Consider the following 16905-nt stretch of genomic DNA (forward strand, 5'->3'; position numbering starts at 1 on the left):
ACACGCGCAGCCGGAGCTCGGGAGGAGAACCATATGCGGATCGTCTGTATCGGTGGCGGGCCGGCAGGCCTCTATTTTGCGCTGCTGATGAAGCGCCAGCACCCGGAACACCACGTCACCGTCGTCGAGCGGAACCGCGCCTTCGACACCTTTGGCTGGGGCGTCGTCTTCTCCGACGCGACCATGCAGTCGATGCGGCAGTGGGACCCGGAAACCGCCGAGGCGATCGAGGTCTCGTTCAACCATTGGGACGACATCGAGCTGGTGTTCAAGGGCCGCAAGATCCGCACGACTGGCCACGGTTTCGTCGGCATCGGCCGCAAGAAGATGCTCAACATCCTCCAGGAGCGCTGCCTCGAACTCGGCGTCGAACTCGTGTTCGAGCAGGACGTGGAGAGCGACGAGCAGTTTGCCGATGCAGACCTGATCATTGCCTCCGACGGCGTCAATTCGCGCATCCGCAACAGGTACGCCGACGTCTTCCGGCCTGACATGGTCGTCCGGCCGAACCGCTATGTCTGGCTCGGCACGGACAAGAAGTTCGACGCCTTCACCTTCGATTTCCAGCGCACCGAACATGGCTGGTTCCAGGCGCATATCTATCGCTTCGACGAGAACACCTCGACCTTCATCGTGGAGACCACCGACGACGTATTCCGCGCCCATGGCCTCGACCAGATGGACCAGGACCAGTCGATCGCATTTTGTGAGAAGCTCTTCGCCGGGACGCTCGATGGTCACAAGCTGATGACCAATGCGCGCCACCTGCGCGGTTCCGCCTGGCTGAACTTCGGCCGGCTGATTTGCGAGAAATGGAGCCATTTCAACGGGCGCAGCCATGTCGTGCTGATGGGCGACAGCGCCCACACCGCCCATTTCGCCATCGGCTCAGGCACCAAGCTGGCGATCGACGACGCGATCGAGCTCACCCGCCAGTTCGACATTCTGGGCCACGACAAGGCCAACATCCCCGCTGTGCTCTCGGCTTACGAGGAGGTGCGCCGGGTCGATGTCGCCCGCATCCAGAATGCGGCACGCAATGCCATGGAGTGGTTCGAGGTGGTCGGTACGCGTTATGCCGATACGCTGGAGCCCGAGCAGTTCATGTATTCAATGCTGACCCGCTCGCAGCGCATCAGCCACGAGAACCTCCGCCTGCGCGACAAGGACTGGCTCGAGGGTTTCGAGCGCTGGTTTGCTGAGCGCGCCGGCGTCGCGCCGGCGGCAAACGGCACGGTCCCTCCGCCGATGTTCACACCGTTCAAGCTGCGCGGCCTGACGCTGAAGAACCGCATCGTGGTCTCGCCGATGGCGATGTATTCGGCGACCGACGGCGTGCCAAACGACTTTCATCTGGTGCATCTGGGCGCCCGCGCCATGGGCGGCGCCGCGCTCGTGTTCCCGGAAATGACCTGTGTGTCCGCCGATGCCCGGATCACGCCCGGGTGCCTCGGGCTCTGGAACGACGAGCAGGCGCAGGCCTTCAAGCGCATCGTCGATTTCGTGCATCAGCAGACACCCGCCAAAATCGGCATCCAGCTTGGTCATGCCGGCCGCAAGGGCGCGACGAAGATCGCCTGGGAAGGGATCGACCAGCCCCTGGAGGAAGGCGGCTGGCAGCTCATTTCTGCGTCATCCCTGCCTTATCTCAAGCATTCGGACGTGCCGCGCGAAATGACGCGGGCGGATATGGACCGTGTCGTCGCCGATTTCGTGCAGGCGACCGAACGCGCCCGAGATCTGGGCTTCGACATTCTCGAACTGCACGTCGCGCACGGTTACCTGCTGTCGAGCTTCCTGTCGCCGCTTACCAACCTGCGCACCGACGATTATGGCGGCGACCATGCTGCCCGCGCCCGTTTCCCGCTCGAAGTCTTCCACGCCATTCGCAAGGTCTGGCCCGAGGACAGACCGATGTCGGTGCGCCTCTCCACCCACGACTGGCACGAAGGCGGCAACACGCCTGAGGACGCAGCGATTTTCGCCCGCCTGTTCAAGGAGGCCGAAGCCGACATGATCGACTGCTCCTCCGGCCAGGTGGTCAAGGAAGAAAAGCCGGTTTATGGTCGGCTGTTCCAGACGCCGTTCTCCGACAAGATCCGCAACGAGATCCAGGTTCCGACGATTGCCGTCGGCGCGATCTCGGAGGCCGACCACGCCAATTCCATCATCGCCGCCGGTCGTGCCGACCTCTGCGCGATCGCCCGACCGCATCTCGCCGATCCGTCCTTCGTCATACATGAGGCGGCGAAGATCGGCTATGACGGTGAGCCCTGGCCGAAACAGTACCACTCCGCCCGGGCGCAATACGTGAACAACCTGGCGCGCGCCGCAACGACGGCGGGCAAGCCATGAGCAAGAGACACGCCCTCGTCACCGGCGCCGGCAGCGGTATCGGCAGGGCGATCGCAATCGCGCTCGCTGCCGACGGCCATATCGTCAGTCTCGCGGGCCGCCGCGCAGCACCGCTCGAAGCCGTGCGCGACGAAATCGTTGCTTCCGGCGGACAGGCCCTTGTCCGTGACGGCTTCGACGTGACCGATCCCGAGGCAGTCAATCGCGGCATTTCGGGCGCGATCGCTGAAGCCGGTGAGATCGCCGTTCTCGTCAACTGCGCCGGGGAGGCGCCTTCGGCACCGTTCGAAAAGACCGACTTTGCGCTCTGGCAGCGGGTGCTCTCCATCAATCTGACGGGCGTCTATCTGGTGACGCAGGCAGCGCTTGCCTCGGTGCGCCGCGCCGGCAACGGCCGGGTCGTCAATGTCGCGAGCACCGCCGGCCTGACCGGCTATGCCTATGTTTCCGCCTATTGCGCCTCCAAGCACGGCGTCGTCGGCCTGACGCGGGCGCTGGCGCTCGAGCTTGCCCGCACCGACGTCACCGTCAACGCCGTCTGCCCCGGCTTCACCGACACGCCGCTGATCGACGGCGCGCTCGATACGATCAGCGAAAAGACCGGCCGCTCGCGCGAGGAAGCGCGCGCCAGCCTTGCACGCTCCAATCCGCAAGGGCGCCTGGTGACGCCCGACGAGGTTGCCCACACGGTCTGCTGGCTGGTGTCGGAAAGAGCGACCGCGATCACCGGTCAGGCCGTTGCCGTCGCCGGCGGCGAAGTTCTCGGAGGATAGAGATGACGAACCCGATGCAGGCCAAGAAGCGTCCCTTCAAAGACCATAAGGCCAAGCACTTTCTGTTCGAAACGGACGCCGACGGCCGGGTCGCCACGATCACGCTCAATCGTCCGGAAAAGAAGAACCCGCTGACCTTCGAGAGCTACGAGGAGCTTTGCGATCTTTTCCGGTCGCTTGCCCGCGCCAGCGACGTGCGTGTCGTGGTGCTGACCGGCGCCAACGACAACTTTTCCTCCGGCGGCGACGTCTTCGAGATCATCGAGCCGCTGACGCGCATGTCGATGCCGGACCTCCTGGATTTCACCCGCATGACCGGTGAACTGGTGCGCCAGATCCGCGCCTGCCCGCAGCCCGTCATCGCATCGGTCGACGGCATCTGCGCTGGCGCCGGCGCGATCCTGGCGATGGCCTCGGACTTCCGCGTGGCGACGCCGGAGGCAAAGACCGCCTTTCTCTTCACCCGCGTCGGGCTGGCGGGTGCCGACATGGGCGCCTGCGGTATCCTTCCCCGCATCATCGGCCAGGGCCGCGCCGCCGAACTGCTCTTCACCGGCCGCGTCATGACCGCGACGGAGGGCCATGCCTGGGGCTTCTATAACGCCCTGCACGAGCGTGCGTCGCTGCTTGCCGAAGCACAGACGTTCGCACGCTCGATTGCCGACGGACCTTGGTTCGCCCATGCGATGACGAAGAAGATGCTGGACCAGGAATGGGCGATGGGCATCGATCAGTTGATCGAGTCGGAAGCCCAGGCCCAGGCGATCTGCATGGCGACCGGCGACTTCCGTCGCGCCTTCGAGGCGTTTGCCGCCAAGGCAAAGCCGGAATTCAAAGGGAACTGAGCAATGAGTTCCCACAACCAGGCTTCCGGCTCACCGACCCGCGACCATCTCGACTGGCCGTTTTTCGGCGACAGCCACCGTGCACTCGCCGTGGAGCTGGACGCATTCGTCGCCCGTGGTGGCCTCGGAGACATCGATCACGCTGATGTCGACGCCGCGTGCAGAGAGCTGGTCGCAGCGCTCGGCGCCGCAGGCGTGCTTCGCCATTGCGTGCCGAAGACCTTCGGCGGTGCAAACGAAGAGATCGACAGCCGCGCACTCTGCCTCATCCGCGAGACCCTCGCCTATACCGACGGCCTTGCCGACTTCGCCTTCGCGATGCAGGGGCTCGGCACCGGCGCGATCAGCCTTTCCGGTTCCGAGGCGTTAAAGCAGGCCATCTTGCCCAAAGTCGCCCGTGGCGAATGGATCTCCGCCTTTGCCCTTTCCGAACCGGAAGCGGGCTCGGATGTCGCGGCGATGGCCTGTGCCGCCCGGCGCGACGGCGATCACTTCGTTCTCGATGGCGAGAAGACCTGGATCTCGAACGGCGGTATTGCGGATGTCTACACCGTCTTTGCCCGCACCGGCGAGGCACCAGGCACCCGCGGCATCTCCGCCTTCGTCGTCTTTGCCGATACGCCGGGCTTCACGATTGCCGAGCGCATCGAGACAATCGCGCCGCATCCGCTTGCCCGGCTTGCCTTCGACAATTGCCGCATCCCGGCGTCGCAGCTTCTTGGGTCTCCCGGCGAAGGCTTCAAGATCGCCATGCGCACGCTCGACATCTTCCGCCCGTCCGTGGCGGCCGCCGCGATCGGCTTTGCCCGGCGCGCTCTGGATGAAGCGGTCTCTCATGCAAAGAATCGCAGGATGTTCGGTGCGACCCTTTCGGACCTGCCGACGGCACAAAGCACGCTCGGCGAAATGGCGACCGCGATCGACGCCGCCGCACTCCTGACCTGCCGCACGGCGTGGCAGCGCGATGTGCAGAAGCGGCCGACGACGCGGGAAGCGGCAATGGCCAAGATGACGGCGACCGAGAATGCGCAATGGGTGATCGACCAGGCGCTGCAGCTCTTTGGTGGCCGCGGCGTACGCGTCGGCGAAATCACCGAGCGGCTCTATCGCGAAATCCGGGCCCTCAGGATCTACGAGGGCGCGACCGAGGTTCAAAAACTCATCATCGGCCGCGAGCTGATGAAGGGCACGGGACGATAACGAGGGGTATGTCGAACATGCATGGTTCGAAGGCGTCATTCGACTGGCAGGATCCGTTCAACCTGGATGGGCAGTTGAGCGAAGAAGAACGCATGGTGCGGCGCACTGCGCAAAGCTATGCCGAAGACCGGCTGGCGCCTCGCGTGCAGGAGGCCTTCCGTCACGAAAAGACCGATCCGTCGATCTTCGCCGAGATGGGCGAACTTGGCCTGCTCGGTCCGATGGTGTCGGAGGAATACGGGGGCGCCGGCCTCAACTACGTTTCCTACGGCCTGATCGCCCGCGAGGTCGAACGCATCGACAGCGGCTACCGCTCGATGATGAGCGTGCAGTCTTCGCTCGTCATCGTGCCGATCTATACCTTCGGCAGTGAAGCGCAGAAGCGCAAATACCTGCCAGGACTGATTGCCGGCACCAAGATCGGCTGCTTTGGCCTGACCGAGCCAGACCATGGTTCCGATCCCGGATCGATGATCACCAAGGCCGCCAAGGTCGATGGCGGCTATCTGCTTTCCGGCTCCAAGACCTGGATCTCCAATGCGCCGATCGCCGACGTCTTCGTCGTCTGGGCAAAGACATCGGACGGTCTGATCCGCGGCTTTATCCTCGAGAAGGGCTGGAAGGGGCTCAGCGCCCCGGCAATCCACGGCAAGGTGGGCTTGAGGGCCTCGATCACCGGCCAGATCGTCATGGACGAGGTCTTCGTTCCGGACGAAAACATGCTGCCTGAGGTCACCGGACTGAAGGGTCCCTTCACCTGCCTCAACTCGGCGCGCTTCGGTATCGCCTGGGGCGCGCTCGGTGCAGCCGAGTCCTGCTACGAGACCGCGCGGCAATACGTCATCGACCGCAAGCAGTTCGGCCGGCCGCTTGCCGCCAACCAGCTGATCCAGAAGAAGCTGGCGGACATGGCGACGGAAATCGCGCTTGGTCTCCAGGGGTGCTTGCGCCTCGGGCGCATGAAGGACGAAGGCAACCCGCCGGTCGAGCTGACCTCGATCCTCAAGCGCAATTCCTGCGGCAAGGCGCTGGAAATCGCGAGAACCGCCCGCGACATGCTCGGCGGCAATGGGATTTCAGACGAGTTCCCGGTCGCCCGTCATCTCGTCAACCTCGAGGTCGTCAACACCTATGAGGGCACGCACGACATCCATGCGCTGATCCTCGGCCGTGCCATCACCGGCATCGCCGCCTTCGCGAACTGAGGTCCGGCACCGATGTTCAGGACCAGAAGGCCGCTGCGTTTCGGGGACTGCGACCCCTCGGGGATCGCCTATTTCCCCTCCTACCTCAACATCCTCGTCGGGGTGACGGAGGACTTCTTCGCCTCGCTCGGCTTTCCCTGGAAGACCATGAACGACGAGCGGCGGATCGGCGTGCCGACGGTGCGCCTCGATCTCACCTTCTCTCGTCCGGGCTTTCAGGGCGACGAACTCGATTTCGCGCTCAAGGTCGTGGGCATCGGCCGCTCATCGCTCGACATGGAGCATACGGTCTCGGCCAGAGGCACAGTGCTCTGGACCGCGAAACAAAGGGTCGTTGCCACCTCGCTTGACACGCACGCTTCTTCTGCCTGGCCGGACGATATCCGCCTCGCGCTGACACAACATCTGGAGACCACCGATGCACACCATCCTGCAACCTGAAGGCTGGGCGAAGCCCATCGGCTACGCCAACGGCGTCTCGGCCAAGGGCCGCACCGTTTACGTCGGTGGCCAGATCGGCTGGAATGCACAGTCAGAATTCGAGACCGACGATTTCGTCGAGCAGGTGCGCCAGACCCTGAAGAACGTCGTCGCAGTGCTTGCGGCCGGCGGTGCTGCGCCGCAGCACATCACCACGATGACCTGGTATTTCACCGACAAGCAGGAATATGTCGGCAATCTGCGCGGCATCGGCCAGGCCTACCGTGAGATCATCGGCAGGCACTTTCCGGCGATGGCGGCCATGCAGGTGGTCTCGCTTGTCGAAGACCGCGCCAAGATCGAAATCCAGGCCACCGCCGTCATCCCCGATTGAGGCTTGCCGACATGGCCGAGATCCGATTTTCCGAGAGCGTTTTCGCCCGGCTTCAGGGTGGTGTTCTGGTCGTCACCATCGACAATCCGCCCGTCAACGCCCTCTCCGCGCACGTCCGCTCCGGTTTGATGATGGCGCTCGACCATGCTGGGGAGCATCCGGAAATAGCCGGCCTCGTGATTACAGGCGCCGGCAACACCTTCATCGGCGGAGCGGATATCAGGGAATTTGGCAAACCAGCGGTCGAACCGATGCTTCCTGAGGTGATCGAGCGCATCGAGACCTTCAACAAGCCCGTCATCTCCGCCGTCAACGGCGCCGCCCTCGGCGGCGGCTGCGAGCTGTCGCTTGCCTGCCACGGCCGCATCGCCGGCGAAAAGGCGTCGTTCGGATTGCCCGAGGTGAAGCTCGGTCTCGTGCCCGGGGCCGGCGGAACACAGCGCCTGCCGCGCCTCATCGGCATAGTCGCGGCCATCGACCTCATCGGCACCGGCCGTGCCGTCAAGGCCGGCGAGGCGGTGACGCTTGGCCTTGCCGACGCCATTGCGGCCGATGCCGTTGCTGTCGCCACAACGCTCGCGCACGAAAGCGCCGGAAAGCCGCTCCGCCGCACTGGCGCGATGGCGGTTCCGCCGGCGGACGGCTCCGAGATGAACGCGGCGGAGGCACGGGTTCTTGCGAAAGCCCGTGGCCAAACCGCGCCCGCCGAGGCCGTTCGCCTCGTCAAGGCAGCAGGGCAACTCGACCTGAAACAGGGGCTGGCGGAGGAACGCTCCACCTTCCTGCGGCTGCGCGGTTCCACCGAATCAGCCGCCCTCAGGCATGTCTTCTTCGCCGAGCGCGCCGCCGGCAAGGTCGACGGGATCGACCGGGTTTCACCACGGCCGATCGACACCATCGGGGTGGTCGGGGCCGGGCTGATGGGATCCGGCATCGCCGTCTCCGCCCTCGTCAACGGCTACCGCGTCATCGCGCTGGAGCAGACGGAGGAAGCGGCCGCGAGCGGCAGGGCGCGCATAACCGAAACGCTCGACAAGACCGTTCGCGCCGGACGCCTCAGCGCTGAGGCAAGAGACGATTGCCTCGCCCGTTTGCTGACGACGGCGCAAGCCACCGACCTCTCCGCTGCCGATCTCGTGATCGAAGCTGTGTTCGACGACATCAAGGTCAAGTCGGAACTGTTTCAGCGTCTCGACGGGATCGTCGCTCCCGGCGCTATTCTCGCGACCAACACGAGCTATCTCGATCCCGATGCGATTGCTGCGGCGACGGTCGATCCAACTAGGGTGATCGGCCTGCACTTCTTCTCGCCCGCCAATGTCATGCGGCTCGTCGAAGTCGTCGATTGCGCCAGGACGGCGCCCGACGTGCTGGCGACCGCACTCGCCTTCGTCAAACGGCTCGGCAAGCTGCCTGTCGTGTCAGGCGTCACCGAAGGGTTCATCGGCAACCGCATCTTCTCGGCCTATCGCCGCGAGGCGGAGTTCATGCTGGAGGATGGGGCACTGCCGCACGAGATCGATGCCGCCCTCGAAGCCTATGGCTTCCCGATGGGGATCTTTGCCGTCAACGACATGGCCGGGCTCGAGATCGCCTGGGCGCGGCGCAAGCGACAGGCGGCGACCCGTGACCCCGCGGCTCGATATGTCGGGATCGCCGACAGGCTCTGCGAGGCGGGCCGGCTCGGCCGCAAGAGCGGGCGCGGCTGGTACGCGTACCCCAATGGCGAGCGCACCGTCGATCCGGATGTGACGACGCTGATAGAAATAGCGCGTGCTGCCAAAAGCATTACGCCGCGCACCTTCCCTGCCGCGGAAATCATGAGCCGGCTTCTGAACGCCATGCGCGACGAGGGCAACGCGCTGCTGGCCGAGGGCATTGCCGCACGCGCCAGTGACATCGATCTGGTGATGATCAACGGCTACGGCTTCCCGGCCCACAAGGGCGGGCCGATGTTTGCCTCCGAACAAACCGAGGACCAATCCCATGGATGAAGCCTATATCGTCGGCGGCCTTCGCACGCCCATCGGTCGCTACGGCGGTGCGCTTTCCAGCGCGCGTGCGGATGACCTCGCCGCCCATGTGATCCGCGAGGCGCTGGCGCGCGTCGCCTCCATCCCGGCCGAAGCGGTCGACGAGGTTGTGCTCGGTTGCGCCAACCAGGCGGGCGAGGACAACCGCAATGTCGCCCGCATGGCCGCCCTGCTTGCCGGACTGCCGGAGACCGTTGCCGGAACGACGATCAACCGCCTTTGCGGCTCCGGGCTCGACGCTGTCGGCTATGCCGCCCGCGCGATCCGGCTGGGGGAAGCCGACATCATCGTCGCCGGCGGCGTCGAAAGCATGTCGCGCGCACCTTTCGTCATGCCGAAAGCCGAAGGCCCGTTCCAGCGCGGTACCGAGATCCACGACACGACGATCGGCTGGCGCTTCGTCAACCCGGTGATGAAAGACCTCTACGGCATCGACTCCATGCCGGAGACGGCCGAAAACGTCGCCGCCGGATTTTCCGTCGCGCGCGCCGACCAGGATGCTTTTGCGCTGCGCAGCCAGGCGCGCGCGGCGGCGGCACAGAAAAACGGCCGCCTCACCCGCGAGATCGCCCCCTACCCTGTCAAGGGACGAAAGGGCGAGACGACATGGGTCGAACAGGACGAGCACCCGCGCGAGACGACGATCGAAAAGCTTGCCAGCCTGCCGACGCCGTTTCGCGTCAACGGCACGGTGACGGCCGGCAACAGCTCGGGTGTCAACGATGGCGCAGCTGCCCTGATCCTGGCGTCCCGCCGGGCGGTTGACCGCTACCGCCTAAATCCGCTGGCGCGGGTAGAGGGAATGGCAACGGCGGGTGTCGCGCCACGCATCATGGGGATCGGCCCGGTCTTCTCCACGCAAAAAATCCTGAACCGCCTTGGTCTCGCCATCGGCGACATCGACCTGATCGAACTGAACGAGGCCTTCGCAGCACAGGCGCTCGCCTGCCTGCGACAGCTAGGGCTTGCCGACGATGCGCCGCACGTCAATCCCCACGGCGGCGCCATCGCACTCGGGCATCCGCTTGGCATGTCGGGCGCAAGGCTGGCGCTGACGGCGGCAATGGAGCTTGAGGCCCGGAGCGCCAAGCGCGCGATCGCGACCATGTGCATTGGTGTCGGACAGGGCATCTCAATGCTGCTGACCCGACCGTAGTCGCCACTCGATCTTCAGGTCGCCGCCGACGTCGGCCGTTACCGATTTGCCGGTCACGGTCGCGCCCTTGAGGCTGGTGTCGTTGCCGGATTTCAGCGTGACGTCGCCGGTGCCCGTCACATGGCTGGTGACATGCGCGGTGGCGTTGTCGTTGGACGAGCCTTTGCTGCCGCCCGCAAAGGCCATCAAACCCAAATTGTCGCTGACCCCGGACGGACCGATGCCGATACTTCCGCCGATGCCGACGCCGGCGCTGACGCCCGAGTTCTTCTGAGACGAACTGCTGGTTGCGACCGCGCTCTCAAGGTTGATGTCCTTGCCCGCCTTGAGGGTGATGTCGCCAGCCGTCTCGCTGCCGGACAGATTTGGCAGCCCAAGCGCGTCGCGCCCGGCAACAATCTGCGCCCCGGTGCCGTTGATGTTGCCCGACACTGCATCGATGACGACAGACTGCCCTGCCCGCACCGCGGAGACGACCGGAACAGAACTCTCGGCCTTGCTCGAATTCTTCGAGTAACTGAAGCCGGCGGTCAGGGACGCGGAGAGCCCAACCTCGCCGGTCTTCGATATCTCCGACAGATCCTTCAAGGCCTGCAGCCCTGCAAAGGCGGCGTTGGCGACCGAATAGGTGCCACTGCCCGAAGCCACCTGCTCCGCGGCTTCGCCGATGCTCTGCCCGGCACTGACGAGGCTGCTCGACAGCGTCACGCCGGCAAAGAACTACCGTTAACCCGTGCTTAGCTTGTAGATCGAAAGGAGACCCTCTCCGCCGGTGCAGGTCGCGGTGCCTTCAGGTCAGATCTAGAGTGCTATCGGCTTATATGAGAACGCCTTTTCAACTATTTCTTCAGGTGTGAGCTCCGGTCCTTCGGGATAGAAAACGTATTCGGAAATAGCCGGGTCGGGGCTGATCTCTGACAATCTTAAGAAAATCGCATCAACTTGCGATTTGGTCAAAGACTCCGAGTTCGAATAGAACTCCGTCAGCAATCGCAATGCCTCTTGCCTTGGCGTTTCTGTCTCCATCTTTGACTTGTCCGTCGATGCCCCTGACATTGCCGGCCTTGCCCGATGCCCGAATTCGTTAGTATCCTCTCAAGGAGACGAATACTCATCCGCTAATGGCGGTCGAGTTTGCTTTTTCAAACGTTCCTCATGTCGATGTGTTCGCCAGTCCCGCTCACCCAATCCAGGAATGCGCAACAACTCGGGCGAAGACAGGGGGCCATGTCACGATAAAATCTAGCTAGGCGGCCGGACAGCGAAGATCCTGGGCTCAAGAACAACCGAGGCCGCTATGAACCCCTATATGCACCATTTTCATCTCGCCAAATAATACCGGGGATTTCAAAAAATACGTCACCAAGGCAAGATCATCTTTATCCGTCGCTTCCCTTGGCCATTTTTCTTCTAGGTATTCGATTATCTCTTCAATCGAAGCATCCCACTGTGCTTCCGCGTCATTGACGGACCATCGAGGCGTACGATTTTCGGGATTGATGTAAACGTCCGCGCCGGGCGCAAGGAACTTAATGCGCCCATCCTCCAGGAGCCTTTTTAGAATAACAAAGAACGCTCGTCGTTGCTGGTTGAAGTTGAGGCCAGGATAAGCATCGACAATTGAATTGAATAAAGCATTGATCCAGCCAAACTCTGCGCCAGGTACGACGTTATCAATTAGCTCTAAAAATTCACCGGCATCGCTCATGGATCAAACTTCATTCGGTCGCGTCTATAATTTCTCCCAAATCAACCATGATACGATTCATTTCATCAAGGCTCGCACCAATTCTTGTTTCGAACTCAAAAATATCTATCCCATTGCAAATCTCATTTAGTGCAGCATGCAGTATATAGAGTTCCTTTAAACGTGCCCATACTAATATACCGTCTTCATCGACTATTGACGTACGCTTCATTTTTTTACCTCAGGTTATCGAAGTAGGCTCTGCCGTTCTTTGGTTGAAACACCGTACCGGCATCTGCCGCTCGGGGATTGTGAACAACTACGGCTTGGTACTGGTCGTTCCAATAGGCGGTCCTACCTCCGCCGAGGGATTTGACCGCCGCCGGATTCGCCATCGTGTCGTTGATAAATTCTGCAAACTGAGCTCTTGTTCGAAAGCCCATTCCTGCAAACTCGCCTTGTTTAAGGACATGTTTTTCTCAAGGTTGATGTCCTTGCCCGCCTTGAGGGTAATGTCGCCGGCCGTCTCGCCGCCGGATAGGTTCGGCAGCCCAAGCGCGTCGCCACCCGGCGGCGATCTGGGCACCTGTGGCCGTACACGTCAATGAAATGTCATTGCCGCTCGACTACATCTGAATGACACAGCGATGATCTTTCAAATGGCCCGCTTGAATCAAAAACTCCTTTGCCGCGTGAAAATCCGCGCTACCGCGCAAGCCAATAACACCAAACCCCATATCGTCATGCGGATAAAATGCTAAGCCGAGTCTCTCAAGAACCAAAAAGCAGTGTCCGTACACACCGTCGACTCGCATCTTAGCGACGAGAACGTTTTCCAGGCTGGAAAGGTCGAAGGCATCAGCAAAGAAGACCTCGAAATTTGACCATTCTGCTTTCAGCTGCGCTTCGTATTCCTTCGAGCTGTAGTCGCATCCGAACCGCGCATGATAGTTTATCTCTCTGATCAGTCCGGTCTGGACAAGAGTTCTTAAGAGCCGCAAGTCGCCTTTTTCCATGAAATTGGGCGCCTCTATTTCTTTGGCGTCAACGCTCATTGAAGAAACTAAAGCAATATCGTCCAGCGATCTCCCAAAATAGTCCAGAAAGAATCTGGCCGCCGCCTCCGCCAAACCTTTTCTGTATTTTCCGCTCTTCTCGAAATATCCAACGAACCAGCGCGAAGAACCATAGCCCTGCAGATTGATAGTATTCGCAACAAGTTTACTTATGTCCGCCATGAATTCTCCTAAAATTTCAAAATTGTTCCGTCACTCCCGACGGTAATTTTATCCGTCTTCTTGGGAACCTTGCCTGGTCTAGAGCCAACCTTCCACTCACCGTTCTTGTCAGTGTGAGTAGTGTGGCTCTCCTCCCAGATCTCGCCAGTTTTCGTATTTTTGTACTTCGTCTTCTCGATCTTGGTAAAATCTTCCGGATGCGTCTCCGGAGTTCTCACTTTATCCCCAACCTGCGAGGTACTTGCCTTCTTATTTCGTTTTGGCTCTTCCGCTCCGGCTTTGTCATTGTAAACGACCTGCGCTCCGCTCGTCGTCAGTTGCTTGGCGATAGCGCCCAGCATGGGCTCCGACATTGGGCCGCCGAGGACCGTACCGGACAGCAGTTCAAGGCCGCCATCCTCTGTGGTGGACAGGATTAACGTGACCTTTTGACCGTCAGGCAGGGTGACGAGAACGTTGCGGTTTCGCTCCGACTGTTGCCCGGTCATATGGAGTGTCGTGCCGTCTTTGAGCTTAGCGGTTTCGTCAACCTTGCCGCCAGCCGGGGTCGCCGACGCCAGCAGGAACAGCCCGGCAATGCCTGCGGTCATGGCGGCCGTGGCAGCGGAGGCTTGAGAAACGGCAAGACCAGTCTCCGTTGTGAACAACTGAATGCAGGTCATCGCTCCTTGCGGCGAGATGGTGAACGTCCGTCCGCCTGCGGATATGACACAACTTGCCGGGCTCGCGTGCGCGGGCGTGATGAGCCAGTCGAATACATCAAACCGTGTTTCACCGCGTTGTTGGCCGCATTCACCCAACTGCGCCAGCACCTTCGGATCATTGCGGTAGGCCGACAGCTCCGCTGCTGCCCGATGATCGTCTGGCGTCAACTTACCATCGGACGCCATGTGATTCAGGGCGTCACCGATGGCTTGAGAGACGGTTTGCCCAGCCTCGACGGCAGCCTTCAGACTATTGGTCGACAGATACACCTCGACATCGACATGCTTGTCCTTGGTGATCTGGTAGGCCTGGTCGGGATCGCGGTTGATTTCGTCGAGCGGCAACGTCGATGTGCCATCCTGTTCGAGGGCTGCCTGCTTCTCCTCGTTGCGGACCTCGATTTGGCCCGGACCGACCGTTGCGTTGACCTCCTGCCGGGTGTCGTCGAGCTTGTAGTTGCCTTCGAGCGTCGAGTTGCCGATCGGGTTGGCGGATGTGCCCTTGCCGCCGGTCAGATCGATGCCGAGATTGGCGTTGAAGCCTTCATATTGCTTGGCGCCATCGAAGTTCTCATGCGTCAGCGTGTCGGTAGAGAGCTTGAGGTCGCCACTTTCCGAAATGATCTTGCCGGCACCGAGATGGGTGTTGCCGCCAACGGTCACGTCCATCTTGCCGTCGGAGACGAGGCCCGATTGTTCCGAGATCCAGTTGGTCGAACCAGAGCCCTTGCCGCCGCCGACCTGGACACCGGATACCGATGGCGACGAGCCGAGTGCGCCGCCAAACCGAAAGCCGCCGGAGGCGGAGCTGTTCTGGTCTTGGGCGCGGGGACAATGCGAGTTCGCCGCCGGTGACACGGGTGTTGACCGCCGTCGCAGTGTCATACTACGCGTTCAGATGTTTGATTTAGGTTTGTTTGACGGCATCCAAAAAGAAGGTGCCAAAGCTCTCAGCTACGATTGGACCCCGCTGACCGTCAATCGACAATTGAACAATCGGCTCTCCTGAGCTTCGTCAATGGTCCGCTTGTCGATTGCAATGTAACTCCCGTCCCCGCTATCAGCGATAATTATTAGCTTTGGGTCGAGCTTTATGTTCTTCCGCTCCGACAAAGTAAGCCATATTCCATTGGGAATGGACGATGTTTCGAAATTATCGTCAATTAGGCCAAAAATCTCCAGCCCGTTGACGTCACCGCATCCTAACTCGCCTAAAAACTTTCGATAGGAAGGAGGAAAGGACAAGCCTAGCGCGTGCTCAGCCTTGTCAACTAATGTCTCGGGCTTGCTCCCCTCAAAATCACAGGGCAGACTGCGCAGCAAGTTGAGGGCATGCTCAATGTCTTCCGATACGCACAGATTGACCCCTTTCATTTTGTATACGACTGCGAAATAAGCTCCATAGTATTCACATCAAATATTGACGTAAAGCCATCCCAATGCTGAGCAAAAATACCGCCTTCTTCGAGCCATATTGCCGTAACGGCGCTCGTGTTGGGCTCTTGCATGTTTTCCTGATTCTTTACGACGATACGCGTATTCTTTATTGCATCGACGTCAATTCCAAAGATACGCTCATCGCGAGCTCGAATTATAACGTTCATTAGGCCGAGTTGGGTCAGTCTATCTTCCGACGCCCCCAGATAAAGCTCGACAAGCCCAGAAGCCAGCTGAACAGAGGCCCGACAATCTGCCAGATTAACTTGCCTCGCAATTTCATCGCAGCGGCGTAACATCAGCCCATCCATCATTAATCCTATCCAGGAGCTGAAACTGCGTTCCACCACCAGGGCGGCCAAAGTTCTCGTTGACCTTGCCTGTCCGAATTCGGGTTCCAGCTGGTGGTGTAATCGAAGTAATACCAGTCGGCACCTCTGGCAAAGCGAATTTGTCGGCGATCTGACGCGGATCCAGTCCTTCTATATCAGATTTCTTCATGATCCACTGCCCGGCAGGAGTTTGGTCCTGAGACGACACGAACAAAGGTCTGCCGGCCATCCGCCACGTACTCAACCACTTGGGTGGCAGGAGTGTAAGAATAGCCGTTTGGGAACGTGGCGTTAACCTCATCGGCAGTGCGGCGAGTTCCTTTCGAGATGATGTCGTCAAGGCCATTGGAGAGCTGTGTACCTGCAGCCACCTCTTCGAGCGTATTAACGACCTGCTTCGTCGCTGCTCCCCCGCCAACGGCAAGAGTACCACCGCCCAAAGCCTCGCCAGCCAACATTTCACCAACGGCGATGGCCGCCTCGTTGCGGCAGACCAGGTTGGCCATGCAAGCGGCAACCGCAGGCGAGAGTTCGGCAATCGGTCCTGCCGCAAGCGCGAGAGCTGTTGTGATCCGCGCCCGCTCGACCGCACTACCAACGTCCTTGGCATGCATTTCTGCGTAGACGTTCAAGGAATTGATCAGTGCGATGCGGTCATCGAGGCTGAGGATGGCGCTTGCGAGCGTAATTGCTGCCTTAGTGCCATTGGCATTACCGCCACCGATGCCGTTGATACCGGTCATTCCCGTCTGGAACAGCGCCTTCGCCAAGTTGCCTCAGCACTTTCGATGGTTTGCGTTCGCTGTGCTGCCCGGCAATCCTTATTGCTGGCCCAAGATCCAATCTGCCCACAAGGACGCTCTGGGTGTCGACGCTAAATAAGATCCTCACCGTATTCGAGGAATGCATCGTATTTCTCCAAATCAACGGCAACCCCAAATCGTTCAAATATCTTCTTATTTTTCGCTTTATCTATTTTGTAAACGCCATATAGCAGTGGATCCTTGGCCGGTCGACCAAGAATTTCCCGGAAAAATTCAAGATCATCATGCAGAATATCAAACCGGTTCACTAAATTCTCGCCATGCTTTTCATATAGAGCAATCATTCGTGGCATGAACTGCAT

Annotated in this window: 19 protein-coding genes; 9 read left to right on the forward strand and 10 right to left on the reverse strand. The window is 60.7% G+C overall.

What is annotated here, in order from left to right:
- Nucleotides 1-33: 33 nt before the first annotated feature.
- Genes XB14_RS25765 through pcaF form a run of 9 tightly spaced genes read left to right on the forward strand, consistent with a single transcriptional unit; the run spans nucleotide 34 to nucleotide 10381 of the window.
- A complete protein-coding gene (locus XB14_RS25765; RefSeq protein WP_077965820.1) occupies nucleotides 34-2355 on the forward strand; it encodes a bifunctional salicylyl-CoA 5-hydroxylase/oxidoreductase in 2322 nt (773 codons plus the stop codon).
- Nucleotides 2352-3128 carry an SDR family NAD(P)-dependent oxidoreductase gene (locus XB14_RS25770; protein WP_077965821.1) on the forward strand — a complete coding sequence of 259 codons (777 nt, stop codon included), beginning with the start codon at nucleotides 2352-2354 and terminating at the stop codon, nucleotides 3126-3128. Before XB14_RS25765 ends, XB14_RS25770 begins: the two co-directional genes overlap by 4 nt.
- A 2-nt stretch (nucleotides 3129-3130) precedes the next feature.
- Nucleotides 3131-3973, forward strand: coding sequence for an enoyl-CoA hydratase family protein (locus XB14_RS25775; RefSeq protein WP_077965822.1), 843 nt, complete (start codon nucleotides 3131-3133; stop codon nucleotides 3971-3973).
- Nucleotides 3974-3976: 3 nt separating this feature from the next.
- The gene (locus XB14_RS25780; protein WP_077965836.1) at nucleotides 3977-5173 is read left to right on the forward strand and encodes an acyl-CoA dehydrogenase family protein; all 1197 of its coding nucleotides are present in this window, start codon (nucleotides 3977-3979) and stop codon (nucleotides 5171-5173) included.
- Between the two features lie 17 nt (nucleotides 5174-5190).
- Nucleotides 5191-6378, forward strand: a complete 1188-nt coding sequence (locus tag XB14_RS25785) for an acyl-CoA dehydrogenase (protein WP_077967705.1) — start codon at nucleotides 5191-5193, stop codon at nucleotides 6376-6378.
- 12 nt (nucleotides 6379-6390) lie between these two features.
- Nucleotides 6391-6819: an acyl-CoA thioesterase gene (locus tag XB14_RS25790; protein ID WP_077965838.1), complete on the forward strand. Its 429-nt coding sequence runs from the start codon at nucleotides 6391-6393 to the stop codon at nucleotides 6817-6819.
- Nucleotides 6797-7192 carry a RidA family protein gene (locus tag XB14_RS25795; RefSeq protein ID WP_077965840.1) on the forward strand — a complete coding sequence of 132 codons (396 nt, stop codon included), beginning with the start codon at nucleotides 6797-6799 and terminating at the stop codon, nucleotides 7190-7192. The genes XB14_RS25790 and XB14_RS25795 overlap by 23 nt, the downstream gene beginning before the upstream one ends.
- Nucleotides 7193-7203: 11 nt before the next feature.
- Nucleotides 7204-9186, forward strand: a complete 1983-nt coding sequence (locus tag XB14_RS25800) for a 3-hydroxyacyl-CoA dehydrogenase NAD-binding domain-containing protein (protein WP_077965842.1) — start codon at nucleotides 7204-7206, stop codon at nucleotides 9184-9186.
- On the forward strand, nucleotides 9179-10381 hold the full coding sequence (pcaF, locus tag XB14_RS25805; RefSeq protein WP_077965851.1) for a 3-oxoadipyl-CoA thiolase: 1203 nt from the start codon (nucleotides 9179-9181) through the stop codon (nucleotides 10379-10381). The genes XB14_RS25800 and pcaF overlap by 8 nt, the downstream gene beginning before the upstream one ends.
- On the opposite strand, the gene XB14_RS25810 is transcribed toward pcaF, so the two are convergent.
- From XB14_RS25810 to XB14_RS25860, 10 genes are all read right to left on the reverse strand, one after another.
- The gene (locus XB14_RS25810) at nucleotides 10358-11089 is read right to left on the reverse strand and encodes a hemagglutinin repeat-containing protein (protein ID WP_077965853.1); all 732 of its coding nucleotides are present in this window, start codon (nucleotides 11087-11089) and stop codon (nucleotides 10358-10360) included. The two genes, pcaF and XB14_RS25810, sit on opposite strands and share 24 nt — an antisense overlap.
- 568 nt (nucleotides 11090-11657) lie before the next feature.
- Nucleotides 11658-12089, reverse strand: a complete 432-nt coding sequence (locus XB14_RS25820; RefSeq protein ID WP_077965857.1) for a hypothetical protein — start codon at nucleotides 12087-12089, stop codon at nucleotides 11658-11660.
- 10 nt (nucleotides 12090-12099) lie between these two features.
- Nucleotides 12100-12300: a hypothetical protein gene (locus tag XB14_RS25825; protein ID WP_077965865.1), complete on the reverse strand. Its 201-nt coding sequence runs from the start codon at nucleotides 12298-12300 to the stop codon at nucleotides 12100-12102.
- Between the two features lie 394 nt (nucleotides 12301-12694).
- Entirely contained in the window at nucleotides 12695-13306 is a 612-nt protein-coding gene (locus XB14_RS25835) for a hypothetical protein (RefSeq protein WP_077965867.1), read from the reverse strand.
- An 8-nt stretch (nucleotides 13307-13314) separates the two neighbouring features.
- Nucleotides 13315-14868, reverse strand: a complete 1554-nt coding sequence (locus XB14_RS25840) for a hypothetical protein (protein ID WP_077965868.1) — start codon at nucleotides 14866-14868, stop codon at nucleotides 13315-13317.
- Between the two features lie 96 nt (nucleotides 14869-14964).
- Nucleotides 14965-15384, reverse strand: coding sequence for an SMI1/KNR4 family protein (locus XB14_RS33970; protein ID WP_077965869.1), 420 nt, complete (start codon nucleotides 15382-15384; stop codon nucleotides 14965-14967).
- A complete protein-coding gene (locus tag XB14_RS25850; RefSeq protein WP_077965870.1) occupies nucleotides 15381-15761 on the reverse strand; it encodes a hypothetical protein in 381 nt (126 codons plus the stop codon). Before XB14_RS25850 ends, XB14_RS33970 begins: the two co-directional genes overlap by 4 nt.
- Nucleotides 15727-15948, reverse strand: coding sequence for a hypothetical protein (locus tag XB14_RS33370; RefSeq protein ID WP_179119672.1), 222 nt, complete (start codon nucleotides 15946-15948; stop codon nucleotides 15727-15729). Before XB14_RS33370 ends, XB14_RS25850 begins: the two co-directional genes overlap by 35 nt.
- Nucleotides 15935-16549: a hypothetical protein gene (locus tag XB14_RS25855; protein ID WP_077965871.1), complete on the reverse strand. Its 615-nt coding sequence runs from the start codon at nucleotides 16547-16549 to the stop codon at nucleotides 15935-15937. Before XB14_RS25855 ends, XB14_RS33370 begins: the two co-directional genes overlap by 14 nt.
- 104 nt (nucleotides 16550-16653) lie before the next feature.
- Complete coding sequence (locus tag XB14_RS25860; protein ID WP_143348545.1) at nucleotides 16654-16896, reverse strand: DUF7683 domain-containing protein; 243 nt, start codon at nucleotides 16894-16896, stop codon at nucleotides 16654-16656.
- Nucleotides 16897-16905 lie beyond the last annotated feature (9 nt).

The sequence above is a fragment of the Ensifer adhaerens genome, assembly GCF_002007205.1.
In the GTDB taxonomy this organism is placed as follows: Bacteria; Pseudomonadota; Alphaproteobacteria; order Rhizobiales; family Rhizobiaceae; genus Ensifer; species Ensifer adhaerens_D.